The organism is Listeria sp. SHR_NRA_18 (genome assembly GCF_003856515.1).
In the GTDB taxonomy this organism is placed as follows: domain Bacteria; phylum Bacillota; class Bacilli; order Lactobacillales; family Listeriaceae; genus Listeria_A; species Listeria_A newyorkensis.
This window is the reverse complement of sequence record NZ_QPKR01000008.1, coordinates 88,383-109,485: the sequence shown is the minus strand read 5'-3', so window position 1 is coordinate 109,485 and position 21,103 is coordinate 88,383. Positions and strand designations below refer to the sequence as shown.

Here is a 21,103-nt window from a genome sequence, read left to right as displayed (position 1 = left end):
ATATGCTGTCTTAGTTTCCTCATATCTGCTTGTTTCGTCTATTGTCTTGGCTTGGCTGCTGGGGGGATGCCTCATAACAACCTCAACAAATAACGAGCCCAGATTTAGGCTCGTTATCATCGTTAAGTATAAAATTATGCTTTGCCGTTTGAACCAAATTCTTGGATCTTAGCAACAACTGTTTTAACAATCGCATCTTTACCAGGTCCGATAACTTTACGTGGATCGTAAACTTTATCATCTGTAGCTAATTTTTCGCGAACAGCGGCTGTCCAAACGATTTGGCATTCCGTGTTAACGTTGATTTTGCTGTGACCGTGTTCGATTGCTTGTTTAATTTGGTGTTCAGGAATTCCAGAACCACCGTGAAGTACTAGAGGAGCACCTGTTAATTTCGAGATTTCTTCCATTTCTTTGAATCCTAAAACTGGCTCGCCGTGGTAAGGACCGTGTACAGAACCTAATGCTGCAGCAAGTGCATCAATGTTAGCTTCTTTAACAACACGTAGACATTCAGCAGGATCAGCATAGTTGATTCCGCCTGTTACGCCGTCTTCTTCGCCACCAACAGTTCCAACTTCGGCTTCAACAGAAACGCCTTTTGGATGTGCGTAGTCAACAACTTTTTTAGTCATTTCAACGTTTTCATCGATTGGGTGATGAGAACCATCGATCATAACAGATGAGAATCCTGCATCAATTGCAGCTTTACAAGAATCAAAAGATGAACCGTGATCCAAGTGAATTGCAACTGGTACAGTGATTTTTAGGTCATGCATAAGTCCTTCAGTCATTTTAACTACTGTCGTAAATCCACCCATGTATTTCGCTGCTCCTTCAGAAACACCAAGGATTACAGGGGCTTTTTCTTGCTCTGCAGCTTCTAAAATAGCGCGAGTCCATTCAAGGTTGTTGATGTTGAATTGACCTACAGCATATTTACCAGCTAACGCTTTGTTCAACATTTCAGTCATACTAACGATAGGCATAATACAATTTCCTCCTCAGGAATATAAAAGTGTGGAGCATAAGCCGGGGAAATCGGCGGCAAGCGTTCGCATTGTTGGGACTGTTCGACATGTAATGAGTTACAGTCCCAATATAAGCGTGAACGTAGTGAACGGTTAATCCATCCACCGGTTCTGCTACACAAGGACAGTTTCGCTTAACTTCTCGCATGGTCGGGGATATGACTCCCTCCCTACTTTCAGTCATCATGTACAGTCGTACACTCCGCTTCCGGCTTCCGCGAAACTTGCGGAATACAAACGCTTTCGCTCGATTTGTATAAAGCCGAGTCTTCATCCTACCCAAAAAGAAATAGGGCTCGGAGTTCTTCGGCTTCATTCGAGCTTAGTTCCAGACTCTTACAAAATTTGATTTTCTGCTGTGAAAAATAACGATTGCTATTTTTCCTAACACTGTAATAATACCAGATTTGTGAGTGGTTTACCATAGTGAAGGTCGATATTTTTGATGTAATCGTTTTATTTCTGGATGCGGTGCTCGATTCGGGCTGCATCTGCCAAAATTGCTAGTTTTTCTGGTAAGACTTCCAATCTGTAGGGTGTCTCTCCTCCATATACGCCGTCGTAACTTATGTTCAAACCCGCCTCGCATTCGATATCTGCGTATTTTGTTTTGACGTATACGACATCTTCGCTTTGGAGATGAGAACCATTTTTAATAGAAGCAAGTAATTTGAGTAATTTTGCGGGCGAAACTTTTTTCAAGATGAGCAAATCCATATATCCGTCGTTTAGTATTGCTGGTGGGCACAGTTTTTCCATACCTCCGACGCTGTTTGTTAACGCGCCAAATAACAACAAGATTTCACCTTCAAATACGCCTTCATCGTGTGAGATTTTTACTTGTTTTGGAGCTAATTTTGGTAGTAACTTTATACCGCTCGCCAAATAGGCTAAGCGTCCAATTTTGTTTTTCATGGATTCTTTGACAGCATACGTGATTTCGGTAATTTTTCCACCCGCCGCATTGTTGATAAAATATTGATCGTTTGCTTGACCCACATCAACTTTTACCGTCGCACCGGCTGCAATGATATGCAAGGCTTCCACCGGATCTTTTGCCATCCCGAGTGCGCGCGCGAAATCGTTCGTTGTTCCCACTGGTAATACCCCAAAAATGGTCTGCGTTGGCGCTTGCATTAAACCGTTGACAACATCATTTACCGTGCCATCTCCGCCTGCCGCAACAATAAATTCAAAACCGTCCAATACGCCTTGCTTCGCGATTTTAGTCGCACTTTTCGCCTGGTCGGTCGTTGGAATCAAGGTAACATCAAACCCCGCCTCTTCCAAAACTTGTTCTGCAACCGGCATCAATTTGTGAAACTTGCGCTGCCCAGCAACAGGATTATAGATGATTAACATTCGCTTTAACAACAGTTTTCCCCTTCTCTCATGCAGTGATAATCTTAGTTTCTTATTTTCCTTCTTTCTTGTCAAATTGGGCGCCTCGAATCCACCTTTTTTGATGCAAAAATTAGTACACCGAATAGCTCACTTTTCAAGTTAAAACGCATACAGGAATATTTTGTTGTAACATTACTTACTAAATGACTTTTTTGACGCTATTTCGACATAGAATTGTAGGTAATTTGTCAATATTCGAGTTAAATGTCCTAAAGATGTTGCTACCACTTACTATTTTTGTCATAAACAGTAGATACATTCGCTCAAATTGCGCCCAAGATAGGGAAACTCTATTGACTCTCTTCTTGATTTTCTACATAATAGGAGTATTCATTGTGTACATTGGGAATAGACTGGGAGCAATCGCGTTCATACCGTGTACTTTTTAATACCAAAGGGGACTTTTTAGAATGGAGATGGAAAATTGAAGACTTTATTAAAATCAGCTATTGTGACGGTCGGGCTTACAACTGTTGTTTTACCGATATCTGTCCTGGCTGTTGAACAACAACCTGCTGATAATATTAGCGCAGTCACTGCAAAAGACGGGTCGCAAACGATTGATGATAATTCAATCTACGTACCAAAAGCAGAACGGGAAGGCACATTCACTGGAGATTTACATGCCGATGAAGACCAGGATGCACCAATTCCTGATCGTAGCAGAGTTTTAAATGCAAAAGCAGCCTATCCAAATGTGAATAACTATATCAAATCCAATAATTTTACAAATGCAAAGTTGAGTAGCCAAATTCAGTCGCAATTCACGAAATTCAACTATCGCAATGGTTATGGCAAGCCAGAAGGTGTTGTTTTGCATGAAACGGCTAATCCAAATTCGACCATTCAGAATGAGATTGACTACATGAGTGGCAATTGGGAGAACGCTTTTGTGCATAGTTTTGTCGATAAAGGCAATATTATTCAAATTCACCCGACCGATTATGGTGTTTGGGGAGCAGGACGTTTTGCCAACGCTCGTTTTGTTCAGTACGAACTGGTAGAGCACAAGACTTTTGACGAGTTTGCGCGTTCGATTAATAATTATGCCTATTATACAGCCTACATTCTAGATAAATATAAACTGCCGATTGATAGCGCTGAAACAGATGGCGTTGGAACTGTTTGGACACATAATGCAGTCAGTAAATACCTAGGTGGCACAACGCATACCGATCCGATTGGTTATTTCAACAAATGGGGCTACAGCTATAATGAGTTCCTAGCACTCGTGACTGAGAAATACAACGCGATGAGTAAAGATACAATTATTTCTAATGTCCCATTCGCAGCTACAACTTACGCTAATGTCAAAACAGCGGCTGGCAACACGGTTTGGTCAGCACCTTTCAATACAGCAGGAGCCAACGAAGTGAATCCACTATCCGCCTACACTGGCAAAAATTTGAAACTATTACGCGAAGCAAAAACGCAAAGTGGCACGTGGTATCAATTTAGCATTGACGGGAAAATCATTGGTTGGGTGGAAAATAAAGCCGTTACTGCTTTCTACACACCAAGCATGGAACAAACCGCAAATCTAACTCGCTACGTCAACGTTCCAACTGAATCCGTTTATTATTTCCCAGTGATTGACAGCTCGGTGCGTAAAGGAACATTAGCGTCTTATACGAACAAACCATTGCTTGCGAACAAACAAATCACGCTAAACGGTACATTATGGTATCGCCTAATGAACGGTTCCGAAGCAGTCGGCTGGGTTCGCGCTTCAAGCCTTACCGCCACAGCTTTTGATCAAATCGCTTATGACAAGGTAATGGGAGCTACAACCTATGCTAGCGTCAAAACTGCTGCTGGCAACAACGTCTGGACTGTACCAAGCGGAACACTCGGCGCCAAAGTTGTCAACCCCCTCTCTACCTATAACGGTAAGAATTTAAAACTCATTCGTGAAGCGAAAACAAGCAAAGGCATCTGGTACCAATTTGCCATTGATGGGAAAACGATTGGTTGGGTAGACAGCAAAGCCGTATCGATTTTCTATACACCAAGTATGGAACAAACGGCGAATCTGCCGCGTTATGTCGCGCTTCCAAAAGACTCTATTTACTACTTCCCAGTGGTTGACAGTTCGACACGTAAAGGCGATTTGACGAAATATCTGAACTTAAAACTAACTGTTCACAAACAAATGACGGTTAACGGTACACTCTGGTTCCGCCTAATGAACGGCGCAGAGTCGATTGGTTGGGTTCGCGCAGTGAGCGTTACGCCGACTAATTACGACCAACCCGTTTACGACAAAACATTGACCGCTTACGGTAAAACAAAAACGACAGCAAATCAATACATCTGGAAATTAGTTCCGAACACATACGGTATCAATTCAAAAATTGCACCACTTTCCAATTACAGTGGTAAAAAGCTCCGTATCTTGCGTGAAGCCAAAACAACTGGCGGCTTATACTACCAAATCAGTTCAAACGGTCAACTTCTTGGTTGGGTTAATGCAAGTGCCCTGACGAAATTTTATGATGGCGCAATTGCTGAAAAACCAGTGAACTTAACGAAAAAAGTAGCTAATACTGCTGGTGTACTCTACTCATTCCCTGTCGATGATCCTCCGATTAAAGTTGGAACGCTCGCTAATTTTGCTGGCAAAACATTAACCGCAGATCGTCAAGCTAATATCGAAGGAAAAGTATGGTACCGCCTCAAGAATGGCAATGTCGTTATCGGTTGGACATTACTAGCAAATCTTAAATAACATGAAAAAGCAGTAAATCCACGAAAATGGATTTACTGCTTTTTTCGCATCTAGAAATTAAAATTATCTGGATCAGGACCTGTACGCTCATTCTGATTCAAACTATCAATCAACTTCATCTCTGATTCTTTCAACTCGAAATCAAAAATATTCGCGTTTTCGATAATGCGGTTTTGGTGGACTGATTTTGGAATTGTCACGATACCGTGTTGCAAATCCCAACGTAAAATGACTTGCGCCACCGACTTCTCATAAATTTTGGCGATGGAATTAATCACGCTATTATCGAGAACTTTACCACTACCAAGCGGGCTCCATGCTTCTACGACGATATTTTTATCCGCGCAATATTTGCGTAATGGTTCTTGAGACAGCAACGGATGCAACTCAATTTGATTCACCATCGGCGCGATTTTCGCTTCTTTTAATAATTCATCCAAATGATGCTCATGGAAATTACAAACACCGATCGCGCGTACTTTTTTATCTGCGTATAATTTTTCAAAGGCACGCCATGTATCGACAAACTTACCTTCCACCGGCCAATGAATTAAGTATAAATCAACGTAATCTAAGCCTAGCTTCTCTAAACTCGTGTCAAAAGCAGCTAATGTCGATTCGTAACCTTGATCCGCATTCCATAACTTCGTCGTTACAAAAAGGCTATCGCGCGCCACCCCAGATTCCTTAATTGCGCGTCCCACACCTTCTTCATTTTTGTAAGCAGCAGCCGTATCAATGCTCTTGTATCCCGTTTCGATCGCCCACTTCACGGAATTCACTGCCTCTTCCCCATCATTCACACGCCAAACGCCAAAACCAAACTGTGGCATCTCCACGCCATTTGCAAGTGTTACCGTATCATTAATGTTCATTTTACCAGCCTCCCGATTTCTATTTACCTCTCTACTATACACCTAATGCCCCCCAGAGATGCAAGCCTTAAGCCTCCTCCATTCTGAGCACAAAAAACCACCGCGGAAAAAGGGGGGAAACCGCGATGGTTAAAAAGGAGTTCTATCGGATGAACAACTACTAAAAAGGGGGAAAAAGTAATTACTATCCTCTTTACATTCTCTATAATACAGGTCCAACATGATAACCCATCAAGAATTAGATGAGAAATTCATGAAAATTACATTTTGGTACTTATACATCTTTTTTCGCAAAAATACGTAACGAGCAGCATAACGATACCGCGTAGGCTACAATAGAAATAACCAGAAGAACGCCTGCAAGTACAACTATCGACATATCCGCCAAATACCGTACTAACCAATGCCCAAAATCAGACTGATATAAAGCCACCAGTCCCGCACCAAAAAGAACAACCAGAGCTGTGTACATATAGCTCAATCGCTGAAACCCGAGCCAATAGTAGCAAGGAAAAACAATAGCAAAAAAGAAACATAGCCCAGCCACAACAAATCCTATCGAAACAAAATGCGCACGTATCCCACTTCCACTTTCGATAAATAGGCCGATAATTAGTGTGCTTATAAAAATAAACACCATAGCAAAAATCATGAAAATCAAGCTCGATATATATTTTGCAATAACTATCTTGCCCCGAGAAACTGGCAAAATTGCTATTAGCTCACCACCACTTTTATCGTCATAGCTGAGTGCTGCAAAAATCGGAGCCATCGAAATCATAGTCGCGCCCAAAGCATAAAGAGCCCATGTTACAAATCCCTGATTCATCCATAAAGCTAACAGAGCTACAACAAAAATCAGATAATAAGCCGTCACTTTCGTCTGAGCACAAAAATCTTTCCTTATCAATGCATACACTATAATCCCCCCTTATAAATCCGTGAATTCCAGAACTCGAATAGATAATCGCATCGATACTACATATAACATCAGCATCAATCCGAGCAGCAGGGCCAGTATCACACCATATCCCCATCCTTCAAACCAAGTTATCGCCTGTTGAACAATAGGGAGGCTGGCTAGCATTGTCAATAAAGCATAAAAAATAATCAATCCACCTAACACATATCGCATGGAATCATAACCAAGCCAGAAATAAATCGGAAAAAGAATCATTGTTACGCCTAAAATTATCATCCAAGCCGTCACAGCACTCAAGAAAAAATCCGTCATCGGAATCAACGTCCACATCATAACACTTGTTACCACATACAAAAATACGGTTGTAGCCATCATGATAAGCAACGTTCCAACATAACGCGCCATGACAACATCTTTTCTACTCACTGGCAGAGACGTCACAAATAGTAACGTGTGATTATCCTCATCTCTGCTAATCGATTTTGCTATGATACTTCCACCTGCAATCAATGCTCCTAGCGACAAGAAAACAAACGCTGGCATCCCAATACTTACACCAAAAACAACCAAAAATAGTAACAATACCGCAAGCCATATAATCGAGCCGCGCTGAATCATCGCGTCTTTCCAAATCAATTGCCACATCTACATTACCCCTTGTCGCCTCTTCTTCGTTGCTTGCACGGTGTGATACATAATATCATCCAAGGTCGGCTTCTCAAAAATAACTTCCTCACCAAAATAAAACCGAGCTTCCTCCGCTTGCCTAGATAACCCCTGAAAGCCTAATGAACCGATCTCCACATCAACAAATAAACTTTTAGCATCGTCATCCAATAGGTCTTGGTCACCCTTCACAATCACATATTGTTCCAATAAGGCGTCTTTCTCCTCACTGAAAAAAACACGCCCCTCATGAATATACGTAATAAAATCAGCTATCCGCTCTAAATCAGCGGTTACATGCGTAGAAAAAATCACAGATACTTCTTCCTTCATCACCACTGTTTGTAAAACGCTAATCAGCTCGCGTCGCACGATTGGATCCAGTCCAGCAGTAGGCTCGTCCATAATAATCAATTTCGCATGATGACTAAGAGCAATCGCAATACTGTATTTCATCTTCATTCCTTTAGAAAGCGTCTTTATCTTCTTATTGCTTGGAAGTTCAAACATTTTCATGTAATTCTGATATTCTGCCTCATCCCAATTCCGATAAAAAGGAGCAATAATCCGCTTCATTTGCTCACAGTTCAAATGTTCATAGAAATGGTTCTCATCAAAAACAAAACCCACATCTTGCTTAATCTCTTCCATCGCATCTTTCGTATTCTTCCCGAATATAAAAACATCCCCACTGTTCTTCTGTACTAAATCCATCATTATTTTTAATAACGTGCTTTTACCCGCGCCATTCACACCAATCAATCCCATGATATAGCCTTTCGGTAAGCGAAAAGAGATATTTCGCAACGTAAAATCCTTATACACTTTCGAAACACGCTCCACCTCTAAAATGCTCTCCATAGTCTAGTCCTCCTCTGCCAACAAATCCATCATGTCACGAACTTCTTTATAGGTTAATCCTAAATCATCCGCTAACTGCAGCAGTTGACTTATCTTTTTCTCCAAGTCCCTTATCTTATGTTCCCGAATTAATGCCATGTTTTGATTCGAAACATATGTACCTTTCCCAGCGACAGTCTGAATAAAGCCATCACGTTCCAGCTCCTCATACGCGCGCTTCGTTGTAATGACACTAACTTGTAATTCCTTCGCCAGTGCCCGAATAGAAGGCAACTGATAGTCTCCAACAAGCTCCCCATTGATAATCTGGTTGCGAATCTGTGAAGCAATTTGCTCATAAATCGGCAATGTGGACGTATTCGTAATGATTATTTTCATACGCACCTCCGCACATAACTGTTCATATAATATATATACAGTATACACGGATATGCTATAGATTACAAGCCTAAAAAAGCGCAAAAAAAAAACCAAGCTGGCAGGGGAACCAACTTGGGAAAAAGGAGTTTAGATATCCTATTACTAAAAAGGGGGTAAAAGTAATAGTTATCTTGTTTACATTTACTATATTACATCAGCTACCTAACATTGCGAGGAAAATCACATGAGATTTCCATTAAACTTTGCCAATTTACTCATGTGAACTACCGATATGAAAATTTTTCTTCGTTAGCAATAAAATCGATAGGCCGAGCAACACGACAATAAAGAGAAGCGAAATCAACAAATTGCCTACAAAATACTCCTTCACGTCCCCAGTCACAATTATATGAACCGCATTCGCGCTCAAATAAGCAGGATTAAAGATTTGCCCCCACCCTGAAGCTCCACTCACCAACTCCAGAATAATCGCGCCACCAGCCCCTATCATCGCGACAACCGCTGTGCTCCGAAACACGATTCCGAGGATAAGCACCGCTGAGACTATAAATAACAACCATACAAAATAAATGCCAAATCCAGCAAAAATACTTGCCATCTGAATTCCACCGTACAATAAGTAAACATAATAATACGCTGCAAAATATCCTAAACCTAGCGAAATTAACACTAGTAAGGCTTGAGAAAACCATTTTGCTAAAATATACTGCCACGCTTCTACAGGCCGCGTTAAAATAAACGCCAACATTCCATTATTTTTTTCAGAAATAATCGCACCCATCAATGCCACAATCAAAATAATAATGCCAAGTTGGTCAAACTGCGAAGAAAGCGTCCCAGCCATGACTTGTTGCGCATTTACCACACCCATTAAGTCCGCGATTGCAGCCCCTTGCTCACTACCATCGCCACCCACTGCCCCCATAATTTCAGGTAAATAATACATCATAAGCGGTTGCATCATCCCAAGAATCGCAAACACGACCGGCAACCAAATCCATTTCAAACTGCGCCACTGCTCCATCTGCTCTTTCAAGAAAAGCGTCATCACATTACTCATTTGCCCACCATCCTTAAAAAGACATCTTCAAGCGTCTCCTCAGCCTGACTCACACTCGTCCAAGCCATTCCAGTCGCCATTAGCACGCGCAAAATAGCTTCACGCGCAGCATCCGCATCCTCCTGATAATACAAATATAAGGCGCCTTGCTTCCGTTCCACACGACTAATCGCCGCCTCTGCCTCAATCAAACGCTCGAATTCAGAAACGCCCACTTCACCCTTCAACACAAAAACAGGCGCGGCATTGGCTTGAACTAAGCTCACAATCCGATCATCCGCCACAATTTCGCCCTCGCTAATAATACAAACACGTTCACAAACCTCTTCCACGTCCGCCAATATATGCGTAGAAAACAACAGCGTCGTCTCCCCTTTCAAAGACTGAATCAGCTGTATAATCTCACGACGCCCAATCGGATCAAGCGCTGAAACAGGTTCATCCATAATCAACAACGCCGGTCGGTGCAAAATCGCCTGCGCAATCCCCAAACGCTGTCTCATTCCCCCTGAAAAAGTAGCAATTTTCTGCTTAGGAGTCGCATCCAAACCAACTTGCGCCAACACCTCAGGAATCCGTTCCGCCAAAGCCGCCTTATCCATACCAGAAAGTTTTCCCATAAACTGCAAAGCATCCGTTGCCGTCATCCATCCATAAAAATTAGGATACTGCGGTAAAAAACCAATTTGCTGCTTCATTTTTGCATGCTCGCCACCACAAATCTGAATTGTCCCACTATCCGGATTTATCATATCCACAATCATTTTCAAAATCGTCGTTTTCCCAGCACCATTGGGACCGAGCAAAGCCACACACTCCCCGGCTACCAGCTGAAAACCGACATTTTTCACAGCCTGATACGCATCAAACCGCTTCGATAAATTCGTAACCTCCAATATTTTCTCCATCATCGATAATCCTTCCTACCAAAAATAAAGTAAATAATCGATCCAATTGTACTAACAAAACAAATAAGAAGTAACCACAAAATCGGGTTTTGCCGATTGTTCCAATTCCGGATTAAATCTATCAACGCTGTCACTAATAAAATAACGTATAAAATAAAAAATGGTGCTAACAATGCTAACGTGTTTGACATCATACTCATCCTTTCTAAATCTAACTGTTATACAAATAATATAACAGATGCATATAAAAGTCAACAACAAAAAAACCGAGCATACACTAATGTATATCACTCGGCTTCAAAAAATTCACTCTTTCAACGATGCAGCAATAAAATCATGGAATAGACTTTGCGGACGCGTTGGGCGTGAAATAAATTCTGGATGATATTGACATGCCACAAACCACGGATGATCCGTAATCTCCACGACCTCAACAAGACGACCATCTGGGCTCGTTGCTGATACTGTCATTCCCGCATTTTCTAACTGCTCACGGTACTCATTGTTAAACTCATAACGGTGACGGTGACGCTCTTCAACCAATGTCGCGCCATACGCTTCCGCTGTTCTTGTACCTTCTTTAATGCGTGCTGGATAAAGGCCTAAACGCAATGTTCCGCCCATATCTTCCACATGTTTTTGCTCTGGCAATAAATCAATAATCGCATGCGGCGTTTTCGGGTCGATTTCCGCAGAATTCGCACCTTCCAAGCCCATCACATTACGCGCATATTCAATTGTCGCCAACTGCATTCCTAAACAAATACCGAAATACGGCACTTTATTTTCACGCGCATATTTAATTGCAGTGATTTTGCCTTCGATACCACGATCTCCGAAACCACCAGGAACTAGGATACCGTCTGCATGACCAATTTTTTCTTGGACATTCTCAGGTGTAATTTCCTCTGAATCAACCCAGTCAATTTGTAGCTCAGCATCATTCGCATAACCCGCATGACGCAATGCTTCTGCGACAGAAAGATACGCATCTGGTAACGCAACGTACTTACCAACCAACGCGATTCGAACTTTTTTCGTCAAATTCTTCACCTTATGAACAAGCTCTTCCCACTCAGACATGTCAGCAACCGGCGCCTCCAACTGCAAGTGATCCAATACAATCTGGTCCATTTTTTGCGCTTGTAAAGAAAGTGGCACATTATACAACGTGTCCTCATCACGCGCCTCGATAACTTCCGACGCTCTCACATCACAAAATAGCGCGATTTTCTCTTTCATCTCTTGAGAAACCGGTTGCTCCGTACGAACAACAATAATATTCGGCTGAATACCATAGCTACGAAGCTCCTTCACACTATGTTGCGTCGGCTTCGTTTTCATTTCACCAGCAGCCTTGATGTAAGGAATTAACGTCGTGTGAATGTAAAGCACGTTTTCCGCACCAACATCACTCTTAATTTGGCGAATCGCTTCAATAAACGGTAAAGACTCAATATCCCCAACCGTTCCGCCGATTTCCGTGATAATAATATCCGAATTCGTCATACGAGCCGCACGGAAAACACGATCCTTCAGTTCATTCGTAATATGCGGAATAACTTGCACTGTCCCACCAAGATAATCACCGCGACGCTCTTTCTTAATAACCTCGGAATATACTTTCCCCGTCGTTACATTGCTGTACTTGTTCAAATTAATATCGATAAAACGCTCATAATGACCTAAATCCAAGTCAGTTTCCGCACCATCATCCGTGACAAAAACCTCTCCATGTTGATACGGGCTCATCGTCCCAGGATCGACGTTAATATAAGGATCAAATTTTTGAATCGTTACACTAAGTCCTCGGTTTTTAAGTAGTCTACCAAGTGAAGCAGCCGTAATCCCTTTACCAATTGATGAAACGACGCCACCTGTCACAAAAATATACTTTGTCATTGTTCTAAAATCTACTCCTTTCGCCTTATCGAAATTTATTTCGGGGTGGAGAACCTTTACTTGCAAAATTTCATTGCTAAAAAAGAAAATCGCCAATTGCTTTCATGCCCTTGGCTTACACTCTTTGCGTCATCCATTTTCATCACACAAAAAGAAAACGCCCACTTACTCATCTTGCAAAGTAAGGGAGCGCAATATTTATATCCGTCCTTATAAAAAGGAGCCCAAATAAAATATTACATAGATAGCGCAAATAAGTCAACCCTTTATTTCATGAAAACGCCCTCAAGCATTGCAACTAGAGGCTAAAAATATTTTCAAATCGATTCTCATTTCTACAAACGAAAAACCCGCCTCTTAATTTCAGAAGCAGGTATCCATTTTTTACTTTTCGAATTCATCTTCAAATTCACTATCGTCTTCCACAATAGTTGTCAGATCTCCTTCGATACCATCTGGTAAATGACCTTCTTCTGGATCATCGTCGTCACTAACAAGACCATCTGTAAGAACAACTTCTTCTTCCCCTAGTTCTTCTACCACATCGTCCTCTTCGTAATCGATATCATCGTCAAGAATGTCCTCATCGATTTCTTCGTCATCATCGTCGTCATCATCTGATTTACGTTTCTTCTTAGGTTTTGTCTGCGTTTGAACTTCTTCATCAATCGCATCAATTGGGTACCACGCACGTAGCCCCCAAGTATTATTACCAAGAGAAATAAAATTACCCTCAATATTCATATCCGTGTAAAATTGAACAAGTCTCTCTCTTACTTCGCCTTCGCTTAAATCAAGAAACTTAGTAATCTCATCCACAATCGCTTGGAATGGCATTACTTCTCTTCTTTTTTCAAGAACATAGTGCGCCACTTCAATCAAAGATAACTCTTTACGTTCTTCTTTTGTCAATTGGCTCAAATCCAAAGCTGGCACGCCCCTTCTATAATAAAAAATAATTTCCTAAACTGCATTTTTCTGACTCTATCTATTCTACATGTAAATGACGCTGAACACAATAAAATTATAACATACTCTGCAATAATACCCATATCAATTCCATATTCATAGCTTCGTCAGTACACAATAACCAATATAGAACAACAATATCGCGAGCAATAGTATCGGGATAGAGCCTAATTGCATGCTATATAAAATTGCCGTTGCAATGACAAGGAGCAGAAAAATGATACACATGAAAATGATATAGCGCATAATTCGCAAAACCCCGATCTAAAATTTTTCTAGTGCTCACTTTGTTCAACTAAATTCCTAATTACATTTTTTCTGGTGCAGAAACGCCAAGAAGTGTAAGTCCATTACGCAATGTGATTTGTGCCGCTTTAATCAAAGCAAGCCGCGCTTCTGAAACCTCTTTATTCTCCATATCCAAAACCTTATTAGAATTATAAAAGCGATGGAAAGCCGTCGCTAAATCATTCAAATAACGCACAATCCGATGTGGAATTCTTTTCTCAGCAGCCTCTGCGACAACATCTGGAAATTCACCCAATACTTTCAACAAGTTATAATCTACCTCAGAATTCAGCAAAGCAATGTTCGCGTCCTTACTCAAAGTAAAGCCTTGCTCCACGCCTGAACGTAAAATACTTGAAATCCGAGCATGCGCATATTGTACGTAATATACTGGGTTTTCAGTAGACGTCGATTTCGCAAGCCCCATATCAAAGTTCATATGTGTATCTGAACTACGCATCGCAAAGAAATAACGTGTCGCATCCAATCCAACTTCCTCAATCAAATCGCGCATAGTCACTGATTTACCAGTACGTTTGCTCATCTTCACTTGTTTGCCGTCCTCATAAAGATGAACCAGTTGGATAATCTCAACCTCAAGATGGTCTGGGCTGTATCCCAAACTCTCAATGGCAGCACGCATCCTTGGAATATAGCCATGATGATCCGCTCCCCAAACATCAATCAGTACGTCAAATCCACGCTCTAATTTATCTAAATGATAGGCGATATCTGGTAAGAAATACGTGTAACTACCATCCGATTTAATAAGTACGCGATCTTTATCGTCACCAAATTCCGTTGTCCGAAGCCAAGTAGCGCCCTCTTCTTCAAAGATATAGCCATTATCACGAAGTTTCGCTAGTGCAGGCATAATTTTATCATTCTCATATAGCGTCGTTTCCGAGAACCAGCTATCAAAATGAACACGAAACTCCGCCAAATCTTCGCGTAATTTCGCCGTTTCAAAAGCCAACGCTTCTTTGCGGAATAACTCCCGTCTCACGTCTACATCTTCCTTGACATACTTATCCCCATACTTTTCAGCTAATTGCTTACCCAAGTTAATAATATCCGCACCACGGTAACCTTCTTCTGGGAATTCTGCATCAATGTTCAGCGCCTCTAAATAACGAGCTTCTGTCGACAAAATCAAATTATTAATCTGATTTCCTGCATCATTGATATAGTATTCACGAGATACACTGTACCCTGCCATCGTCAAAATATTCGCCAATGAATCACCAATTGCCGCGCCACGTGCATGTCCTAAGTGCAAATCACCCGTTGGATTCGCTGAAACAAACTCAATCTGAAACTTCTTGCCTTTTCCTGTATCACTTGTACCATAAGTATCGTCAGCATCCATAATGACAGGTATTAAAGCCGTCAAATAGGCATTATCTAAGTAAAAATTAATAAATCCTGGTCCAGCAATCTCAATTTTATTGATAAGTGCATGGTTTTTCCCGATTGCCGCTACAACCGTCTCTGCAATCGCTCGCGGTGCTGTCTTAGCCACACGTGCCAGCTGCATAGCGATATTGGTAGAATAATCCCCATGTTGCTTATCCTTTGGAACCTCCAGCAAAATAGATGGTACCTCGGCTTGCTCAATCCCCAATCCTTGTACCACCGCTTCTTTAATAATTGCAATCAAATCTTGTTGACTTTTTTGACTAACATTCATTCTTTATCCTCCTCTAAAATCATCGAGACATCAAAAATTCCAATGTTCACACCTCTGTCTAACAACTCGTACTGAAAGTCAATCTTCCCAGAAAACAGCCCCTCTTGTACGTAAACTTCTTCTATATTCAAAAGCTCTGACTCCATCATCAGTTTGCCAACACCATAGTCTACGCTAACCGTACTACGCTTACGCTCTCTGAAAAAATGCATGCGCATATTCACAGCACCGCTACGCATCAACAAAACTTCTTGATCCGTTATTTTCAAAACCGTTCTAATAGTCCCAGCTTCTTGCTCTTCTTCATAATGAAGGTAACGACTTCCCGTGGTATGATCCAAATAAAACACACCTGACAGCGTTAACTCCGTACGTTCCTCTTCCATTTCCTGCTTAGAAATCGTTTTTAAACGCAACTGTACCGGCGTCTTTTCCTTATTACTCACGCTTTAAAGTCCCCCCATATAATTTCGAATGCACTACATTATAGTTAAAAACAGGCTAAAATGCAACCTCAAATTTGAAAAACAAAGTAGTAGAAACTCGCCATTTCCCCAGCAATCCACGGCATAAGCGTGTTAAAAATCGGTGATATCGTATACCTCGAAAGCGGCGTAATAACTAGTATCAAGAAAAATAATAACGCATAGTTCTCATAAGCCTGCACTTTTAACCGCCATTTCAAAGGTAAAAATTCCGATAAAATTTGATAACCATCCAATGGTGGCAATGGCAATAAATTAAAAATAAATAAAATCAAATTCAGCGACACAAACAAATTGAAGAAATGCAAGATAATCTGCGAATACGCCACATCCATTTGTAGAAATAAAAAATACAGCCCCAATCCAATAAAAGCAAGCAATAAATTACTAACTGGACCAGCCAAACTCACAACTACACTACCAACACGTCGGTGCTTCATTTTATACGTATTAACAGGCGTTGGTTTCGCCCAACCGAATCCGGCTATAATAACAAAAATAAAACCAATCGGATCAATATGTTTCAACGGATTAAACGTTATGCGACCCTCATTCTTCGCAGTATCATCGCCAAATAACAGAGCAACCCAAGCATGCGCCAACTCATGTATTGTAAAAGCAATCAAAAGCGTCACGATGACGTAAGGCAAATCCTGCAACGAATAGGCTAAAAAATTCTCCATGAATAATCTCCTTCTGTATTGTAGTACTTCAATTATGTTATAATACACTCATTAAATCAATACTTAGGAGTGAATTTCATGCCGTTCGTAACAATAAAATTTCTAGAAGGTCGAACAGATGATCAAAAGAAAGCCGTCGTAGCAGACGTAACAGAAGCTGTTTCGAAAAATCTAGGTGCACCAAAAGAAAACATCCACGTCATCCTAGAAGAAATGAAAAAAACAGATTATGGCGTAGCTGGCGTTCGAAAATCGGACATCTAAGCCACTAAACGATTCTCCACTAAAAGCGTTGTATCGCAGTCTGCTTCTATTAGCACACTAGGTACAGCGCTTTTTCTTAGCCTCACCGCTTATATTCTTTCAAAGAATGTGCATGTATCAAACTCACGATTTCCTCCGAAATGGTAGCATTGATACGTCCACTTTCTATAAAATCAAGCGGATAATAAAGTTTGATATCCACACGCCGTTTGCCAGCTATAGCTTCCACTATAGAAGATTCCGTCGATAGCTCATGTAATTCTCCATTTGGCATTAATAATTGGATAGGCGACCTCCCAGCGACGTCTCCTGGCTCATATAAGTCATACGGTAAATCCGATGTCGAATCAATCACCAAATAATATTCTGGATCAATATCTGCCTGTTCCAGCAACCCTTTTAACTTCAAATAAAGTTCCGCATCCACTCTCGAATCATAATTAATATATTGCAACAATCTTCTGTTCAAAAAACGACTACATAAATCACTTAAAATAGCGTCCTCTTCGTACTGCCATATCGAAAAGAAGTACATCAATACCGTATCATCTAGCGTAATATACTCCTCAAAAGAAACGTCACGATTCAAAAATGGCAACAACTGAACTGGCGTCTGTGTAAAATGATAGTCTCTTTCATGTAAATTCTGCGCACGCTCTAATATCTTCCACAAAAGAACCTCCGCACTCCTGCTCACCGGGTGGAAATACACCTGCTGATACATCTGATAGCGGCTCACAATATAATCCTCCACCGCATGCATTCCCGAAGCCTTAATAATAACTCCATTTCCATCCGGGCTAGGACGCATCACACGCATAATTCGCTCCATATCAAAATTCCCATAACTAACTCCAGTATAATAAGCATCTCGCAACAAATAATCCATCCGATCCGCATCAATTTGACTAGAAATCAACTTAACCAGCGTCTGGTTCTGATATGTTTTATTGATAACGGCTGCTACTTTCTCTGGAAAATGTATCCCAGCCCGCTCTAAAACCGTTCGCACCTCGGTATTCCCTGTTATAATTGCCATCGTATAATGTTCATGATCCGTGCTAAAAACCTTCTCAAAAGCATGTGAAAACGGTCCATGTCCTAAATCATGTAACAACGCCGCACACAAAGCTACCAAACGCTCTTCGTTATCCCACTGAATCTCATTGGCAAACGTACCTTCTACAATGTGCCGCGTCACCTCATACACACCTAATGAATGATTGAACCGACTGTGCTCAGCCCCATGAAAAGTAAGCGAGGTTGTTCCCAATTGATGGATTCTACGTAATCGCTGAAATTCTTTTGTTGCTATCAAATCCCAAATAATTTGGTCAGAAACATGCACATATCGGTGTACAGGATCTTTAAATACTTTTACTTCTGGTAATTTTGTCTCTAAATATGTCACATGTCATCTTTCCTCTCTAAACTAATTCATAGATCTGCTAAAACCTTCTCGTTCCTCAGTATAAGCCGTTCGTAATAAGCCGTATACCAATCTAACTCTTCTCCCATTAGGCGGCTGGACTCTAAACGCCCCGCGAAATGGTACAATGCGTTGAGCAATTTCACCATCACATCATTCACTTCAAGCGGCTCTCCAGATAGCTCCGACAACGTGGTCATAACCGCTGGATCAACATCTGGATACGTATATTTCTCTTGCTTATCCTTCCCACTAATACGGTAAAATTCGCGAATCAGCTCGGCCCGTTTCTGTTGATCGCCATTAACAGCTAAATATATTTGTACCGCAACACCCTTCGCCATCCGACGCTGAGATATGCCTGCAAATTTCTTACCATTAATGCTTAAATCATAACTTCCCGGACAATAAGATCCGACTATTTCACGCGCTTCCATCTTGTAAGCAAAAGTCGGAAACATGTGTTTAATAAGTGCGAACATTGTCTCATAACCACGATCTATCGCAATCCCTCGTTCCACATCTGGAAAAACTAACGACAGATTGAGCACACCAGAATCCAGTACCACTGCCAAACCACCAGAATTCCGCACAACCGCTCGATATCCTTGCTCTCTAAAATAAGCAATACCCGCCTTTAAATCAGGCAGCTTCGTATCTTGAATCCCCATCGAAATTGTATCATGATGCACCCAAGCTCTCGTTGTAGGTGGCGATATCTCACTTCCAACCGAGCGACAAAGCGTATCGTCCGTCGCAAATGATTGCAAGGCGTCAAACGCAATTTGCACCGTTGTCTGATCGATAAATCGCCAATTTTCCTGCTTTAATAAATCCAGTCCTTCTTTCATCTCAGTGACTCCATTTCCAATAATCTTTGTTGTTATTATAGCACACTCCACGGCGATTTGGAGGGCATTTAGCAATTTCGCAGTTTAAATGAATATACGTATTTTTAACCCCTGATTCGATTATTTTACACGCCTCTTTTTACTTGTTAGAATTATTTTTGCTATCCATGCGACAGCCGCTAATTTTCCCAACCGATTCCAATTCTTTTTATTCACGATAATCGCCTCCTCAATACCAGTTTAAGTGGTTTTATCGGAATGTACAAACATGCACGCTTATCGTTTTAACCTTAGACAATAAAAAAAGCCTGAACGCGGGGCTCAGGCGAAATTTAAAACCTAGGGAGTTTTAAATGAGTATATGGTTTAAAGCGGTTTTACCATTCATAACGGTCGTGTTTGCTTGAGTTACGACGGTTACAGTTACGTGGGTTGCCCCAAATGCGGTATAGCAGATACACAACAAGCGCTAAACCTAGAAGTGGGAATAGGAAATGCATCGTGATACCGATGACTTTGAATAGAATATTAAGTCCAATGATAGCTAGAATAACGGTGAATAAGTATTTGAAAAAATTGTTCATTTTAATGACCTCCAAATTTTATTATATCAACTTTTAACGTTAGCATGATTAAAATCTATGTGAAATCGCTGAAATGCCACGATTAGTTTTTAACGTCTATAATTTGAGCTGTTGATGGCTCGGCTGGAATGGTGGTATGTAGTTTTATCGTTTTTGCTGGTACGATAATTGGCTGTGTCTGTGTTCCAACTAGCAACATAATGAGTAATGCTGACATTAGACCGAAAATCCCTTTTTTCACGTCGTTCACGCCCTTTTGTTTGGTTGATAGGTTTATTATAGCTGGATTTATTTTTTTTAACGATAGGCTCTGGGCTGAAAATTCGTACGCCCTAAGTCGGATGTTTGAATGGGCCACCTACAAAACCACCTTCACCTTGGAACCCACCTACAATTAATGCTATGATACATACCATATAAAACAATTGGAGGGAAACAAGATGCTAGAACAAAACCAACCGCGAATCTGGACAATTATTTGGGTTTTCGGTGTTTATTTATTCCTATCACTTATATTTCAGATTGCGAGCATCGTTTGGGATGTATTTGCTGGGAATGAGGCTCTGGATATCGCCGTCACGTGGCATAGTGAACTACTTAGCCTGGCCGCGATGCTAATCACGCTTTTGCTAGCGAGATGGCAGCGTATTCGATTTTTCAGTCGTGTGCGGATTAGTTGGAAAGGATTTCTGTTTGCGGCTGTTGTGATGCTTGTCGCGATTGGGATTAGCTCTGTCATCGATTATCTCGGTCAGAATTTTTCTTCCTATACGAATACGCAAAACGAGATGCTATTAGAAGATGCTTACCTGAACGCTTCTTGGCTGCTTAGTTTCTTGTCTATCGTTATTATCGCGCCATTTGTGGAGGAAATTATTTTTCGGGGATTCCTGATGCAGCAACTTTTCAGAAGTCGGTTATGGCTTGGCTGGATTGTTAGTAGTTTGCTTTTCTGCGCGGCGCATGTTCCGACGGATTGGGTTAGTTTTCTGCTTTATTTGATTCCAGGCATTGCGCTGGGCGGGATTTTGTACAAAACGAAGCGGCTTGAACTGACCATTTTTGCCCATTTCCTGAATAACTTTATAGCTTTTATTTGGACATGAAAACAGCAGCGATTCC

Annotated in this window: 22 protein-coding genes; 3 read left to right on the top strand and 19 right to left on the bottom strand. The window is 41.2% G+C overall.

Translation table 11 applies throughout. From position 1 onward, the window contains the following. Window positions 1-134 precede the first annotated feature (134 nt). A complete protein-coding gene (gene fba, locus DUK53_RS12540) occupies window positions 135-989 on the bottom strand; it encodes a class II fructose-1,6-bisphosphate aldolase (RefSeq protein ID WP_036065624.1) in 855 nt (284 codons plus the stop codon). 498 nt (window positions 990-1,487) lie between these two features. Next, window positions 1,488-2,405, bottom strand: coding sequence for a diacylglycerol kinase (locus tag DUK53_RS12535; RefSeq protein WP_036129702.1), 918 nt, complete (start codon window positions 2,403-2,405; stop codon window positions 1,488-1,490). Window positions 2,406-2,859: 454 nt separating this feature from the next. Between DUK53_RS12535 and DUK53_RS12530 the strand changes: the two genes are divergently transcribed. Continuing rightward, a complete protein-coding gene (locus tag DUK53_RS12530) occupies window positions 2,860-5,163 on the top strand; it encodes a GW domain-containing glycosaminoglycan-binding protein (RefSeq protein ID WP_036129700.1) in 2,304 nt (767 codons plus the stop codon). Between the two features lie 50 nt (window positions 5,164-5,213). On the opposite strand, the gene DUK53_RS12525 is transcribed toward DUK53_RS12530, so the two are convergent. From DUK53_RS12525 to DUK53_RS12465, 13 genes are all read right to left on the bottom strand, one after another. Beyond that, window positions 5,214-6,038, bottom strand: a complete 825-nt coding sequence (locus DUK53_RS12525; protein WP_036129698.1) for an aldo/keto reductase — start codon at window positions 6,036-6,038, stop codon at window positions 5,214-5,216. Window positions 6,039-6,312: 274 nt separating this feature from the next. Beyond that, on the bottom strand, window positions 6,313-6,957 hold the full coding sequence (locus tag DUK53_RS12520) for an ABC-2 transporter permease (protein WP_036129696.1): 645 nt from the start codon (window positions 6,955-6,957) through the stop codon (window positions 6,313-6,315). A gap of 12 nt (window positions 6,958-6,969) precedes the next feature. Continuing rightward, window positions 6,970-7,605: an ABC-2 transporter permease gene (locus DUK53_RS12515; protein ID WP_036129694.1), complete on the bottom strand. Its 636-nt coding sequence runs from the start codon at window positions 7,603-7,605 to the stop codon at window positions 6,970-6,972. Continuing rightward, the gene (locus tag DUK53_RS12510; RefSeq protein WP_036129736.1) at window positions 7,606-8,478 is read right to left on the bottom strand and encodes an ABC transporter ATP-binding protein; all 873 of its coding nucleotides are present in this window, start codon (window positions 8,476-8,478) and stop codon (window positions 7,606-7,608) included. A 12-nt stretch (window positions 8,479-8,490) separates the two neighbouring features. Next, entirely contained in the window at window positions 8,491-8,865 is a 375-nt protein-coding gene (locus DUK53_RS12505) for a GntR family transcriptional regulator (RefSeq protein WP_036094219.1), read from the bottom strand. A 253-nt stretch (window positions 8,866-9,118) separates the two neighbouring features. Beyond that, on the bottom strand, window positions 9,119-9,928 hold the full coding sequence (locus tag DUK53_RS12500) for an ABC transporter permease (protein WP_036094220.1): 810 nt from the start codon (window positions 9,926-9,928) through the stop codon (window positions 9,119-9,121). After that, a complete protein-coding gene (locus DUK53_RS12495; RefSeq protein WP_103034915.1) occupies window positions 9,925-10,839 on the bottom strand; it encodes an ABC transporter ATP-binding protein in 915 nt (304 codons plus the stop codon). The genes DUK53_RS12500 and DUK53_RS12495 overlap by 4 nt, the downstream gene beginning before the upstream one ends. Then, a complete protein-coding gene (locus DUK53_RS12490) occupies window positions 10,836-11,027 on the bottom strand; it encodes a PLDc N-terminal domain-containing protein (protein ID WP_376700839.1) in 192 nt (63 codons plus the stop codon). The genes DUK53_RS12495 and DUK53_RS12490 overlap by 4 nt, the downstream gene beginning before the upstream one ends. 115 nt (window positions 11,028-11,142) lie before the next feature. After that, window positions 11,143-12,738: a CTP synthase gene (locus DUK53_RS12485; RefSeq protein WP_036094224.1), complete on the bottom strand. Its 1,596-nt coding sequence runs from the start codon at window positions 12,736-12,738 to the stop codon at window positions 11,143-11,145. 384 nt (window positions 12,739-13,122) lie between these two features. Further along, window positions 13,123-13,665 carry a DNA-directed RNA polymerase subunit delta gene (gene rpoE / locus DUK53_RS12480; RefSeq protein ID WP_036094225.1) on the bottom strand — a complete coding sequence of 181 codons (543 nt, stop codon included), beginning with the start codon at window positions 13,663-13,665 and terminating at the stop codon, window positions 13,123-13,125. Window positions 13,666-14,014: 349 nt separating this feature from the next. Then, on the bottom strand, window positions 14,015-15,685 hold the full coding sequence (gene argS, locus DUK53_RS12475) for an arginine--tRNA ligase (RefSeq protein ID WP_036129693.1): 1,671 nt from the start codon (window positions 15,683-15,685) through the stop codon (window positions 14,015-14,017). After that, window positions 15,682-16,131, bottom strand: coding sequence for a YwiB family protein (locus DUK53_RS12470; RefSeq protein WP_036094227.1), 450 nt, complete (start codon window positions 16,129-16,131; stop codon window positions 15,682-15,684). Before DUK53_RS12470 ends, argS begins: the two co-directional genes overlap by 4 nt. Before the next feature lie 68 nt (window positions 16,132-16,199). Further along, the gene (locus tag DUK53_RS12465) at window positions 16,200-16,853 is read right to left on the bottom strand and encodes a site-2 protease family protein (protein ID WP_036094228.1); all 654 of its coding nucleotides are present in this window, start codon (window positions 16,851-16,853) and stop codon (window positions 16,200-16,202) included. Window positions 16,854-16,931: 78 nt separating this feature from the next. Here DUK53_RS12465 and DUK53_RS12460 point away from each other — a divergent pair, with 78 nt between their 5' ends. After that, window positions 16,932-17,117, top strand: coding sequence for a 2-hydroxymuconate tautomerase (locus DUK53_RS12460; protein WP_036094230.1), 186 nt, complete (start codon window positions 16,932-16,934; stop codon window positions 17,115-17,117). A gap of 82 nt (window positions 17,118-17,199) precedes the next feature. On the opposite strand, the gene DUK53_RS12455 is transcribed toward DUK53_RS12460, so the two are convergent. From DUK53_RS12455 to DUK53_RS17935, 4 genes are all read right to left on the bottom strand, one after another. After that, window positions 17,200-18,528, bottom strand: coding sequence for an HD domain-containing protein (locus tag DUK53_RS12455; RefSeq protein ID WP_036129692.1), 1,329 nt, complete (start codon window positions 18,526-18,528; stop codon window positions 17,200-17,202). A 26-nt stretch (window positions 18,529-18,554) separates the two neighbouring features. Beyond that, complete coding sequence (gene lipL, locus DUK53_RS12450) at window positions 18,555-19,397, bottom strand: lipoyl-[GcvH]:protein N-lipoyltransferase (protein ID WP_036129691.1); 843 nt, start codon at window positions 19,395-19,397, stop codon at window positions 18,555-18,557. A 377-nt stretch (window positions 19,398-19,774) separates the two neighbouring features. After that, window positions 19,775-19,981, bottom strand: a complete 207-nt coding sequence (locus DUK53_RS12445) for a hypothetical protein (protein WP_036094233.1) — start codon at window positions 19,979-19,981, stop codon at window positions 19,775-19,777. 82 nt (window positions 19,982-20,063) lie between these two features. Then, complete coding sequence (locus DUK53_RS17935) at window positions 20,064-20,198, bottom strand: hypothetical protein (RefSeq protein WP_255309532.1); 135 nt, start codon at window positions 20,196-20,198, stop codon at window positions 20,064-20,066. Window positions 20,199-20,421: 223 nt separating this feature from the next. On the opposite strand from DUK53_RS17935, the gene DUK53_RS12440 reads away from it, so the two are divergent. Continuing rightward, window positions 20,422-21,087, top strand: coding sequence for a CPBP family intramembrane glutamic endopeptidase (locus tag DUK53_RS12440; RefSeq protein WP_052164765.1), 666 nt, complete (start codon window positions 20,422-20,424; stop codon window positions 21,085-21,087). The last annotated feature ends 16 nt before the right edge of the window (window positions 21,088-21,103 follow it).